Annotated in this window: 12 protein-coding genes and 1 tRNA gene; 7 read left to right on the top strand and 6 right to left on the bottom strand. The window is 72.1% G+C overall.

Going from position 1 to position 10,903, the window contains the following annotated elements:
* Nucleotides 1-2: 2 nt before the first annotated feature.
* Together ACFYZR_RS17380 and ACFYZR_RS17375 are read right to left on the bottom strand one after the other, a co-directional pair.
* Nucleotides 3-863 (bottom strand): TauD/TfdA dioxygenase family protein, encoded by an 861-nt coding sequence (locus tag ACFYZR_RS17380; RefSeq protein ID WP_391911005.1) that lies wholly within the window; start codon nt 861-863, stop codon nt 3-5.
* 39 nt (nt 864-902) lie between these two features.
* Nucleotides 903-1,919, bottom strand: a complete 1,017-nt coding sequence (locus ACFYZR_RS17375) for an L-tyrosine/L-tryptophan isonitrile synthase family protein (protein WP_391911003.1) — start codon at nt 1,917-1,919, stop codon at nt 903-905.
* Between the two features lie 99 nt (nt 1,920-2,018).
* Between ACFYZR_RS17375 and ACFYZR_RS17370 the strand changes: the two genes are divergently transcribed.
* From ACFYZR_RS17370 to ACFYZR_RS17360, 3 genes are all read left to right on the top strand, one after another.
* The gene (locus ACFYZR_RS17370) at nt 2,019-2,975 is read left to right on the top strand and encodes a LysR family transcriptional regulator (protein WP_391911000.1); all 957 of its coding nucleotides are present in this window, start codon (nt 2,019-2,021) and stop codon (nt 2,973-2,975) included.
* Nucleotides 2,966-3,060 (top strand) — tRNA-Ser (locus tag ACFYZR_RS17365). Before ACFYZR_RS17370 ends, ACFYZR_RS17365 begins: the two co-directional genes overlap by 10 nt.
* Nucleotides 3,061-3,262: 202 nt before the next feature.
* On the top strand, nt 3,263-4,087 hold the full coding sequence (locus tag ACFYZR_RS17360) for an alpha/beta fold hydrolase (RefSeq protein WP_391910998.1): 825 nt from the start codon (nt 3,263-3,265) through the stop codon (nt 4,085-4,087).
* 113 nt (nt 4,088-4,200) lie between these two features.
* Here the strand turns inward: ACFYZR_RS17360 and ACFYZR_RS17355 are convergent, their stop codons facing one another.
* The 3 genes from ACFYZR_RS17355 to ACFYZR_RS17345 form a co-directional block, all read right to left on the bottom strand.
* A complete protein-coding gene (locus tag ACFYZR_RS17355; RefSeq protein WP_190063843.1) occupies nt 4,201-4,410 on the bottom strand; it encodes a hypothetical protein in 210 nt (69 codons plus the stop codon).
* A 169-nt stretch (nt 4,411-4,579) separates the two neighbouring features.
* Complete coding sequence (locus ACFYZR_RS17350) at nt 4,580-5,164, bottom strand: restriction endonuclease (RefSeq protein ID WP_391910995.1); 585 nt, start codon at nt 5,162-5,164, stop codon at nt 4,580-4,582.
* Nucleotides 5,165-5,703: 539 nt separating this feature from the next.
* A complete protein-coding gene (locus ACFYZR_RS17345) occupies nt 5,704-6,540 on the bottom strand; it encodes an alpha/beta hydrolase family protein (protein WP_391910993.1) in 837 nt (278 codons plus the stop codon).
* Nucleotides 6,541-6,738: 198 nt separating this feature from the next.
* On the opposite strand from ACFYZR_RS17345, the gene ACFYZR_RS17340 reads away from it, so the two are divergent.
* Together ACFYZR_RS17340 and ACFYZR_RS17335 are read left to right on the top strand one after the other, a co-directional pair.
* Nucleotides 6,739-7,299, top strand: coding sequence for an NAD(P)H-dependent oxidoreductase (locus tag ACFYZR_RS17340; protein ID WP_311609539.1), 561 nt, complete (start codon nt 6,739-6,741; stop codon nt 7,297-7,299).
* 291 nt (nt 7,300-7,590) lie between these two features.
* Nucleotides 7,591-8,421, top strand: coding sequence for a hypothetical protein (locus ACFYZR_RS17335; protein ID WP_391910991.1), 831 nt, complete (start codon nt 7,591-7,593; stop codon nt 8,419-8,421).
* 15 nt (nt 8,422-8,436) lie between these two features.
* On the opposite strand, the gene ACFYZR_RS17330 is transcribed toward ACFYZR_RS17335, so the two are convergent.
* Nucleotides 8,437-8,787: a helix-turn-helix transcriptional regulator gene (locus ACFYZR_RS17330; RefSeq protein WP_391910990.1), complete on the bottom strand. Its 351-nt coding sequence runs from the start codon at nt 8,785-8,787 to the stop codon at nt 8,437-8,439.
* Nucleotides 8,788-9,204: 417 nt separating this feature from the next.
* On the opposite strand from ACFYZR_RS17330, the gene ACFYZR_RS17325 reads away from it, so the two are divergent.
* A complete protein-coding gene (locus ACFYZR_RS17325) occupies nt 9,205-9,861 on the top strand; it encodes a DUF4360 domain-containing protein (RefSeq protein ID WP_391910988.1) in 657 nt (218 codons plus the stop codon).
* Nucleotides 9,862-10,204: 343 nt separating this feature from the next.
* The gene (locus ACFYZR_RS17320; protein ID WP_391910986.1) at nt 10,205-10,765 is read left to right on the top strand and encodes an ATP-binding protein; all 561 of its coding nucleotides are present in this window, start codon (nt 10,205-10,207) and stop codon (nt 10,763-10,765) included.
* Nucleotides 10,766-10,903 lie beyond the last annotated feature (138 nt).

The raw sequence follows: 10,903 nt of genomic DNA, 5'->3' as shown, positions 1-10,903 counted from the left end.
CCCTACCCACGTATCAGTGCCGTGTTCTCCAGCGGCGGGGTGCCGAGCACGTGGACGCGCCGCAGATGGCGCGGCGAGCGGCTGGTGAAGGCCTCCCGGCCGTGCAGCAGCGTGTAGTTGTCGGCGACGACCACGTCCCCGTCCCGCCAGGCGTGGGCGTACAGGTGGCGCGGGTCGTGGAGGGCGGCCCGCAGCGTGCGGTGGAACTCGGGCAGCAGCTCCCCGGGCACGCCGGTGAACTCCAGGTCCGGCTGGTTGAGGAAGACCTCGCCCGCCGGGACCGGCTCGTTGTAGCGGATCACCGCGCGGCCGCCGGGGCGCGTGGTGACGACGGGCGAGACGCACTCGCCCGCGTAGTCCGTGACCGCCCGGCGGTAGCGGCCGGTGACCCGCTCCCACAGCTCCCGGTGCTCCGGGGCGGCGTCGCGGAGCACGGCCTCGGTCTGCGAGAACGTGGTCCGGCCGCCGTCGCCCTCGCCCGGCGCGGTGACGCACTGGAAGATCTGGAACTCGGCGATCTGCTCGCGGTACATGCCGTCCCAGTGCAGCGGTACGTAGCGGTGGTCGAAGATGTGGTCGTCGGGCTCGTCGTGCTCGACGAGCTCCAGCACGGCCCCGTAGGGCCACATGCCGATCTCGCCCCAGCGGGCGCTCCACCCGGTGAGCGCCCCGGCGTCGGCGAAGGCGGTGAAACCGCGTAGCAGCACCAGATGATGACGCATGGTCAGTTCGCGGAGTGCGGCTATGGACAGGCCGGTGACATCGGCGCCGGGCGAGGCGGCGTCGACGCGGACGCCGAACGGCTCCAGCGCGGTGACGGGGTGACCGGAGAGGCGGTCGGTGGTGTCCGGGGTGCTGGTCATGGCGGGCCCTTCGGTGGATACGGGGGGTGGGGTGCCCGGTCAGGCGGCGGAGGCCGCGGGGGCGGGCGCGGCGGCCGTGACGGGAGCCGTGACGGGAGCCGTGACGGGGGAGCGGAGCGCGTAGTGGCTCGGGCGGCCGGCCACCAGGACCGGCTCGGCGCCCCGCCCTTCGGCCTCGCTCCGCTTGACCAGGACGTACCGGCCGCCGCCGGTGTCCAGCGCCACGCTGTGCCAGGGCGTCAGCCAGTTGTCCGGGGTGTCCACGAGGTGGATGCCGAGCTTCTCCGCGCCGCAGGACTGCGGGTGGATGGACAGCCGCACGGCTCCGGGGAACCGCTCGGCGAGCAGGTCGCCCCACGCCTTGCTGCGCTGCATCACGGTGTAGGCGCGGGCCCGGGCGTCGCGCTGGAGGGCGGCCCTGCTGCCGGTGCGGCCGGGGGTGTCGCCGTCCTCGAACAGGAAGCGCGTCATGGCCCGGTAGAGCGCGACCTCCTCGCCCGCCCGCACCCGCTCCTTCAGCGACTCCAGGGGCTCGGCGTACCGCTCGGCGAGGAGCTGTCGCATCCGGTCGTGGCCGAGCCCGGCGAACTCGGGCACGTCCTCCAGGTTGAACAGGCCGATGCCGCTGGGCTCCGGCAGCGCGTCGATCAGCCGCTGCATCTCCCGCTGGTAGCCGGTGATGTGGGGGTCCGGGATGCCGACCGCGTCGCTGAAGACCCGGCCGTCGGAGCAGATGAGGATCTCGGCCCCCGGCGCGTGCACCGCGCGGATCCGCGCGGTCAGCCCGGCGAGGAAGTCCAGCGCCAGCCGCTCCGCCGTGTCGGGCAGCGTCCCGAGCACCTTGGCGGCGTTGGGGGACTTGCCGGGGAAGGCCGGCAGCACGAACCGCACCGGCTCGCCGGCCTCGACGTAGCGGGTGACGCGGGCGAGATGGGCGTCCCGGCAGTCCGGGCAGGGGGTCCGCGCGCAGCCGCCCGTGTGCTGTCCCTTGCGTTGGTGACGCAGGACCAGCTCCATGACTCGGCGCGCGATGAGCACGTCGCCCCTGTCGGCCATCGGTGTCCTCCCGGAATTCCGTTCGATGCTGTGCGGCGTCACCATCCTGACAAGAACTAAAACTTTCAAGTAATCGCATTCGTCCATAGGATGCGGGTTATGGATCTCGAAGTGCGCCACCTCAAGGTGGTCTGCGCGATAGCCGACGCCGGCAGCATCACCCGCGCGGCCGCCGCGCTCGGCGTCTCCCAGCCCTCCCTCACCGCCCAGATCCGGCGGATCGAACGGGTCCTGGGCGGCGCCCTGTTCGCCCGGTCACGGCACGGTGCCGCGCCCACCGCGCTGGGCGAGTTCGTGCTCGCCAGGGCGCGTTCGGTGCTGCCGTCGATCGAGGCGATCCAGCGCGAGTCCGCGCTGCACACCGGCTCCACCGAGGGCCGCCGCCCCCTGCGGTACGTGGCCACCCCCGGCCCGCTCGCGGTGGGCCTGGTGCGCGAGCTCCAGGAACTCTTCCCCGGCGCCCTGCCCACCCTGCGCACCGAGCCCAACCTCGCCACCGCCGCCGACCTCGTCGTCAGCGGCCAGCAGGACCTGGCCGCCGTGGCCGAGTACGTCCGGCCGTCCTCCGAGCTGCCGCCCGACCTGCGCTCGGCGACCGTTGCCACCGAACCGGCCTTCGTCCTGCTGCCCCAGGTCCACCCCCTGGCCGCCCGGCCGGAGCTCCGGCTGGCGGAGCTGGCCGACGCGGAGTGGACCCTTCCGGCCAGTCAGGGCAACGGCCTGTTCGACTCCTTCACCGCCGCCTGCGCCCGCGCGGGCTTCACCCCGAAGGTCCGGCACGACGCCGAGGCCGGGGCGGCCCGCGAACTCATCGCCGACGGCCAGGCGGTGGGCCTGGGGCAGGCCACCTTCCGCGCCACCCCGGGCATCGTCCCGCGCCCCCTGACGGGCACCCCCCTACGGCTCCGGCACCTGCTGCTGTGGCACCGGCAGGGCGCGCTCAGCGCGCACGCCCCCGTCATCGCCGCCCGCGCCGACCGCGTCTACGCCACCGCCGTGCGCCGCAGCCCGCACTACCTCGACTGGCTGGCCGAGAACCCGCCGCTGGAGGAGTGACGGCCGTGCTGAGGCCGCTCGCGGCATGCTTGGAAAGCGTGTTGGGAGCAACCCCTCACGAGTTCGAATCTCGTATCCTCCGCCAGCCCAGAGGGCCGGACCGCATCAGCGGTCCGGCCCTCTGGCGTTCCCGCGTCGCCGACTTCCCTCCCCGCCGGGGCGGCTTGATCCGTTCCGGGGCACGCGGCGTCCGGAAGTGCGGCGTTCGGCCTACCGCAGTTGCACCGGCCGGGGGTGCGGTGCCTCACTGGTTCCAGCAGCCGCCGTCGGCCGGTAAGGAGACAGGTATGCCACGGGTCGGAGCGAACGGCGTCGAACTCTTCTTCGAAGTGGGCGGGGATGGCGATCCGCTGGTGCTCGTACACGGTTCCTGGAGCGACCACGACAGCTGGGCCCCGGTGCTGCACGCCCTCGCGCTGAGGTTTCGGGTGCTCATCTACGACCGGCGGGGACACAGCCAGAGCGAACGCCCGCCAGGGCAGGGATCCCGGTTCGAGGACGAGGAAGACCTGGCCGCGCTGATCGAGACCCTCGGGTTCGCGCCGGCGTACGTCGCGGGCAACTCCTTCGGCGCCTCGACCGCACTCGGCCTTGCGGCCCGGCGGCCCGAGCTCTTCCGGGGCCTCATCGCCCACGAGCCCCCACTCATGGGAATCGTGGCCGATGATGCCGAGCTGCTGCCGCTGATGGCAGCCACCGAAGAGAAGATCGAATCCGTCCTCGCCCACCTGCGCGCGGACGAGACCCTCGCGGGAGCGCGCCAGTTCGCGGAGGAGATCGCCCTGGGGCCCGGCGCCTGGGACCAGCTGCCGGAACAGCTCCGCGAAACATTCATCACCAACGCCCCCACCTTCGTGGACGAGCAGGCCGACCCGGGGTGGGCGAATCTCGACCTCAGCCGCCTCTCCGGCTACACCGGACCGGCCCTGCTGACGAAGGGAACGGAGAGCCCGCCGTGGTTCGCCACGATCACCGCCAGGCTCTCTCGAGCTCTGCCCCAAGCGGAGACACACACCTTCGAAGGAGCCGGGCACATCCCCCAGATCAGCCACCCGAACGATTACGCAGAGCGCGTGACCAGCTTCATCGAAGGGAACAACCGGCGTTCATAGCCCCTTCGGCACCTGCCACCCCAGCAGAGGGACGCTCCGCAGGATGGTCTGCGGGCGGGGGCCCATGCGGTCTGATTGAATGGGCCTAAACATCACAAAGTGTCCGGAGGCTCTCAGAACCCGCTGTTCTGCGAGATGCTCCGTGCGAGCTGCCCCACAACGTTGAGTATCCCTTGTCCGAAGCTGGTCGGAGCGATCAGTACTCCGAACACCAGCACAATGACCACGGTGAGCTTTTCGTCGAACCGGCTCCGGGCTTCTGTGCGCCGGCGCAGTCGCACGACGATGATGATGGCCAGCAAGAGCGCCACGTTGATGGTCATCCGACGAGTCCCCTCCCCCCAGCACTTGCCTTCCCCTCCTTCCTGCATAGCCCGAAGTGGGCACCGCGGTGGCCCTATCAGCAGCGGATGGGGCCAGAGTGCCGGTCCAGTGGCTGGATTCACGGCACGCCCACGCTGATCCACCGCATCCGTCATCCCGCCCCGCGAGTCAGGACAGGGCGGTCGGGCGACGTGCCGGCGGGATACGGTCCAGCAGATCCCACAGGGGACGGGAGCCTGCCACCCACTCGCCGAGCAAGCGGCGATCAACGAGGTGGATTCGGTGTTCCTGCCCCCAGGGGACGGCCTTGGAGGTGAAGCGGCCGTTGGTGAGGACGACCGCTATGTCTGCCCCGTGGATCTGTCGAGCGGTGCCATTGACCTGCTGCAGCACCCCGACACCGACGGCGGAGCCCCGGTCTCCGTCCCGCCGGTGCTTGCACTGGATCGCCCAGACACGACCGGCAGGGTCGACAGCACGCACGTCGCAGGCGTTGTCTCCCGCACCCCCCAGTCGCTCTGCCCGGCAACCATCCCGCCGCATCAAGTCCCGTATGGCGAACTCGAAGGCGCGGTGATCCAGTGCGTCGAGCTCGGCGATGCGCATCCGCAGGGCCTGCGTCCGGGCGCGTTCCCACTCGGCCCGCTGCCGCACCTGCCGCAGCCAGAGGCCACCGGCGACAGCGGCGCCCACGGCCGCGAGAAGGAGGACCCACCAGTGCGCGAGCAGCCACTGCACAGCTGCAGCCACCATCCCGACCGCCACGACCGTGGCCGCCAGCAGGCCAACCTGCTCGTCCTTCTTCCTGGACCGGCGAGACACCCGCCGCCGGGCCGTACGCCGTACCGGACGGCGGCTCACCGGACACCATCGGGCTGTAGGGGGACTCCGCCCCATCCGTGCGCCTTCACCTGCACCGCCATGAAGAAACTCCCCCACCAGTTACGAACGTTGGCACGTCACCGCGCAGGTCGTATGAGAGCACGCACCACCGACAATCTGTCCGGACACGATCACCGGCAGTAGTGGGTTTTCGGTCACTGAAACCCGCAGTCCCATATGGACGACCACCGACTACCAGCGCATTCGCTTGGCCGCCCATCGGGCTTCAGCCGTTTCTCGACGCACGCCGAACATGGTGCTCCGACTGGCTGCCGACGGTGGCAGCCGCTTCGACGCTCTCTCGAAGGCGTGCATGAAGGCCCTGCCCGACCTCATGGCCTCCGACCAAAGCGAAGCCGCCTACGAATCTCCGGGCGCCGCTGTCCTGCCCCTGTCAGGGCCGCACGGCCCTACCGCGCCGGGTCCGCCAGCGCGGCGAGCGCGGTGAGCACCTCGGGCCAGGCGGCCGAGCGCGGGTCGATCAGTGCGAAGTGCTCCACCCCCGGCAGCTCGACCAGCGTCACCGGATCCCCCAGCCGCCGGGCCCGGGAGGCGAACGTCCGGCTCATCGCCACCGGAATCTGCTCGTCCGCCGTACCGTGCACCAGCGTCACCCGCACCCCCGTGGGCAGCAGCCACCCCGGATCGGCGGCGGCGTAACGTTCCGGTACGCCCTCGGGCGTCCCCCCGAGCAGCGTTCGCGCCGCCCCCTCGTCGAGGTCCCACAGCGCCGCCAGGGTCGGTGAGGCACAGCCCGCCAGAGCGAGCACGGCCGCCTCCGTGCGCGCGGCGTGCCAGGGCGAGCCCTCCGGCAGCCGGTGCCGGGACGCCGCCCACAGCGCGAGATGGCCGCCCGCCGAGTGGCCGACCCAGATCTGCCGGCGCGGATCCGCGCCATGACGCGCGGCGAGTCCGGCCGTCGCGTCCGCCACCGCCGCGATGTCGTCGAAGGTGCCCGGCCAGCCCCCGCCGGGTGTCCCCGTGCGCCGGTACTCGGCCGCGGCGACCGCGTACCCCGACGCGGCCAGGGCGTTGGCCATGGGACGGATGTGCCTGCGGTCGTACTCGGCCCGCCAGAAGCCGCCGTGGACGATCAGCACCAGGGGAGCGCCGTCCCGGGGCGCGGGCCACAGATCGACGACCTGGTCCGGGTGGGTGCCGTAGGCCAGGGTGCGATACGGGCGCGGAGCCTGCCGGGACAGCACCTCCCGGCTCATGGCGCCCCGGCCCATGACACCCCGCCTCATGGCGCCCCCACCGGACCGTCCCATTCATGGAACTTCACCGCATTCCTCCCCCGTCGTCGCGGCCGTTCCGGAGCAGGCCATGTCCCATCTGGGGCGGAACGCGGCCGTGCGGGTGCTACGTTCCCTGATTGGCAGATCCTCAGTACGTCAAGCCGTCGTCCAGGCGGCATTTTTGTCACAACAGGAGAACTTGTTTACATGACCGCCACCACCACCGACACCGTCCGCGTCCTCGCGATATCCGGAAGCACCCGTACCGCCTCCGTCAACGCCGCCATCCTGCGCGCGGCCGGCGAACTGGCGGGCGCCGAGGTGAAGCTGGAGCTGTGGGACGGTCTCGCCGCCGTCGAGCCCTTCAACGAGGACGACGAGGCCGCGCCGGGCGCCGGTGTGCGGGCGATGCGCGAGGCGATGCTCGCCGCCGACGCCCTGCTGTTCGCCACCCCCGAGTACAACTCCTCGCTGCCCGGCCAGCTGAAGAACGCCCTCGACTGGGCCTCCCGCCCCTACCAGGCCAGCGCCCTCCACGGCAAGACCGCCGCCGTCATCGGTGCCAGCCCCAGCGGCTACGGCGCCAAGTTCGCCCAGGCCGAGCTGCGCAAGGTGCTGACCGCCTGCGGCGCCGACGTCGTCGGTGACGAGCTGTGCGTGGCCAAGGCCCACACCGCCCTCGGCGAGGACGGCCTGCCCGTCGACGAGGAGCTGCGCGCCTCCCTGACCGCCCTGGTCATGGCCGTCGTGGCCAAGGTCCGCGGCTGACCCCGCGCCGACCGGACGCCGCCGGGCCGGGCACCGGCCCCGCCTCCCGGCCCGGTGGCGTCCGCCGGACAGGTATGGCGTGAATCATTCGGTCGCCCCCAGAGGTTGGCCGGATCGTCGCACGCCGTAATGGCCTCGGTGGGAACATCATCGGGTCGTCGCGGTGCGCGCTGAGTGAAAGCTGTCGAGCCGAGTGGGACAAGCGCTCGGTCCGGCGCGCCGCCCGTGCTTCTCGGCGCAGGTGTCACCAAGGCGCGGCCGCCCCCCTTGAGTTCGCGACCGGGAGCCGACGTGGCACTGGACCAGGCGTCCATCATCTCCGAGTGGGTCCTGCCCGCCGCCGTCTGCGCGCCCGTCACCTGGGTGTGCCTGGTCTTCCGCTTCCGGGAGGACGGCAGGCTGCTGGGGACGGCGCGCTCCTCGGCGCTGGCGCTGTGCGTCGTGCTGTGGACCTCCGGAATGGCCGCCCTGGCCAGCGGGGTCCTGCTGCCCCTCACCCCCAGCGTGCCCCCGATGGCCGTGGGCGTCGCCACCGGCTGGGGCGTGAGCCCCCGGGGCCGGGGCGGCGAGCGCAACGGCGGCGGCCCCGCCATGGCCGTCCTGACACTCGGTAACTCCCTGCTGCTCCACCAACTGGCACTGCGCCTGCGGACGGACCGGGCCGACTGGTGCGAGCGGATGGCCGAGGGCTTCCGGGACTGCTGGCACCTCGACTACTACGCCGACGACATCAGAGCGCACCTGCTGCTGCGGGTCGACGTCCAGGGCCGTACGGGCCGGGCCCGGGCGCTGGCCAAGCGCGAGATCAACGAGCGGCACAAGGAGGTGCGGACGGCGGCACAGAAGTGGATCAACGTGGAGACGAAGGTCAAGAAGGCCGCCCGGCTCCAGGGCCGGCTGCCCGGGCCCGATGAGATCCGCCAGGTGAAGCGGGCGTTCGGGGAGGCCGAGCAGTATCTGCGGCATCTGCTGGAGCTCGCGCACGCGCACGGCAAGCGCAGCGACGGGGAGAAGATCCTCGCCCTCAAGGAGCGCTATCTGGTCCCCTCGGACATGGACGAGGCCCTGGGCGGCGGGCCGGGCGCGCCGGGCGCGGACACCCGGGGCGTTCCCCAGCGCTGAGCGCGCTCCGTCCGTTCAGTGCCGGCGTGAGCGGGCCAGGGGGGAGGCGGGGGCGGTCTCCAGACGGGTGGAGGCGTCGTCGTGGTGGTGCTTCCGGTCGCCGGAGGCGTCCCGGAAGGTGATCTCGATCGTGGCGTCGAGGGATTCGGCGACGGCGGCCAGCGAGCGCAGGGTGAGGTTCTCGTCGCCCGAGAGGATCTGACTGACCCGGCCGGGGGAGACGCCGAGCTGCTCGGCCAGGTCCTTGCGCGTCATGTCCCGTTCGGCCAGCAGGCCGGCCAGCGAGGCCGTCGTCTGCCGGGCGAGCCGGGCTCCCGCCGGCGCCGCGTCGTGTCCGCCTTCGTGACCGCTCCTGCGCCAGGCCATGTCGTCCCCCCACCAGCTGTCTTCCGGGCTTTCCTTGGGTGCAGCATGCCACCTTTAGCCCTAACTAAAAGACCAGTCTGGCGCAAAGGCCCGCCCGCGACAACCGGGCGGGACCGGTTCCCGCCCGGTGACCAGGCGATACACAGGCGACGACAACTTTCGGCCAGATCCCGGGAATTCACCCCGGCGGACGTGTCGCGGGGGTCGCCGCCGGGCGCGGGCGGAGAGTCTGGTCAACCCCCTTCCCGCCCCCTACGATGCGAACGCTCCCAGTCCTACGGGCCCCGGAAGAGGGCGTGGATTGTCATGCGCATGGCTTGTTTGGGTCGTGTCGCGACCCGCGTCGCCGCCCGCCCTCCCGGCCGTCCGGCACTTGAGTCACGTCATCACTCCCGCCGCCCAACCGATTGGAGCGCCATGCCCACCGGTCTTCTCACCGCGGGTGCGATCGCGACCCTGCTCGCGGCGCCGCTGTCCACGCACAACGCCTCCTCCGTCATCACCAACCCGCCGCCGGACAAGATCGTGATCGAGGTCGCCACGGTCAACGGCTCGGGTTGTCCGGCCGGGACCGCCGCCGTCGCGGTCTCGCCCGACAACACGGCCTTCACCGTCACCTACAGCGACTACCTCGCCCAGGTCGGCGTCGGCTCCAAGCCCACCGACTTCCGCAAGAACTGCCAGCTCAACCTGAACGTCCACGTCCCCCAGGGCTTCACCTACGCGATCGCCGCCGCCGACTACCGCGGCTACGCGAGCCTGGAGCCCGGGGCCTCGGGCATCCAGAAGGCCTCGTACTACTTCCAGGGCTCGCCCGTCACCACCCCGAGCAGCCACACGTTCAAGGGGCACTACGCCGACAACTGGCAGGCCACCGACAGCGTGCCCATCGCCGCGCTGGTCTGGGCGCCCTGTGGCGAGCTGCGGAACTTCAACATCAACACCGAGCTGCGGGTCAACGCGGGCACCTCCGACCCCAGCAAGACCACCAGCTTTATGACCATGGACTCCACGGACGGCAGCATCAACACCACCTACCACCTCGCGTGGAAGGAGTGCCCCGCCAGATCCTGACGGGACGCCCCGCCGGGGCCCGCGCCACGCGGGCCCCGGCGGCCCCGGGGGCTCCGGCACGGCCCCCCGGGGGGCATCGGTCCGTGGTCTCGCTCACATCGACTTTACGCCCCGGACACCCCTCCCGGCCTGCGGTTATCGCACTCCGTGGGGAGGAGGTGACCCAAAGGGTATGGACCTGTGGCGGAAACGGGGCGAATGTTGGGGGAATCCCTTGCGAAGACGGCCCGCACGGCGCTCCCCCCCGGGGCCGTGGCGGGGCACAGGACGACCCCGTCGTCCGGCGCCCTTCGCGCCCCCTCGAACGTCCCAGAGCCCGATGCCTGCATTCCGACGCGACACCTTGAGTCCCTCGCATACGGCCGACGCCTTCCCCCGTGCCCACGAGCCGATCGCCGAGTGGACGACCCGCCCCCGGGGAGTCCTCGGCGAATGGGGCCACGGGGTCCCCTGGTGCCTGCACAGCCCGCCGGTCCTCCGGACGGCCCGCCGGACGCCCCCGGCGCCGCCCTCCGGCGCGGTCTCCCTGCCCTCCTCGCCCCGCTCCGTGGCGGCCGCCCGCCGCTTCTCCCGGGGCCTGCTGGCCGAGTGGGGCCTCGACGAGCTCGCCGACGACGCCGTCCTGCTCCTCTCGGAGCTGGTCACGAACGCCATCGTGCACGTCCCCGAGGGCTCCGGAGAGGTCCGGCTCGCCCTCAGCCGCACCCCCGCCCAGCTGGTCGTGCAGGTCACCGACGGCGGCGGCCGGCTGCCGCTGTGCGGTGAGGCCGGCGCGGACAGCGAGAACGGCCGGGGCATCTGGCTCGTCGAGCAGCTGGCCACCGAGTGGGGCCACCACACCTCCGGCGGCGGCAAGACGATCTGGTTCACCCTCCCGCTGCCCGGAGCCACGCCCCTCGGCTGACCCCCGGGCGCTCCCGCCCGACCGGCAGGGGCCGCGGCCCGCGCGGTGGGCGGTGGGCGGGTTCGGGGGGAACATGGAAGACGCTGCGGCGTGACGGCGAGGCGAGGGAGGACCGCAGGACGGACCGGGCGCACACCC

This window comes from Streptomyces sp. NPDC001678 (genome assembly GCF_042892945.1).
Taxonomy (GTDB): domain Bacteria; phylum Actinomycetota; class Actinomycetes; order Streptomycetales; family Streptomycetaceae; genus Streptomyces.
The sequence above is the reverse complement of the archived record's forward strand: the minus strand, read 5'-3'. Positions and strand labels throughout refer to the sequence as shown.

Coding starts and splice junctions, on each gene's coding strand:
- ACFYZR_RS17370 (WP_391911000.1), top strand. CDS start 2,019: ATGGATCTCGAAGTGCGCCACCTCAAGGTGGTCTGCGCGATAGCCGAC.
- ACFYZR_RS17345 (WP_391910993.1), bottom strand. CDS start 6,540: ATGAGGCGGGGTGTCATGGGCCGGGGCGCCATGAGCCGGGAGGTGCTG.
- ACFYZR_RS17375 (WP_391911003.1), bottom strand. CDS start 1,919: ATGGCCGACAGGGGCGACGTGCTCATCGCGCGCCGAGTCATGGAGCTG.
- ACFYZR_RS17340 (WP_311609539.1), top strand. CDS start 6,739: ATGACCGCCACCACCACCGACACCGTCCGCGTCCTCGCGATATCCGGA.
- ACFYZR_RS17350 (WP_391910995.1), bottom strand. CDS start 5,164: ATGGTGGCTGCAGCTGTGCAGTGGCTGCTCGCGCACTGGTGGGTCCTC.
- ACFYZR_RS17380 (WP_391911005.1), bottom strand. CDS start 863: ATGACCAGCACCCCGGACACCACCGACCGCCTCTCCGGTCACCCCGTC.
- ACFYZR_RS17325 (WP_391910988.1), top strand. CDS start 9,205: ATGCCCACCGGTCTTCTCACCGCGGGTGCGATCGCGACCCTGCTCGCG.
- ACFYZR_RS17360 (WP_391910998.1), top strand. CDS start 3,263: ATGCCACGGGTCGGAGCGAACGGCGTCGAACTCTTCTTCGAAGTGGGC.
- ACFYZR_RS17330 (WP_391910990.1), bottom strand. CDS start 8,787: ATGGCCTGGCGCAGGAGCGGTCACGAAGGCGGACACGACGCGGCGCCG.
- ACFYZR_RS17355 (WP_190063843.1), bottom strand. CDS start 4,410: ATGACCATCAACGTGGCGCTCTTGCTGGCCATCATCATCGTCGTGCGA.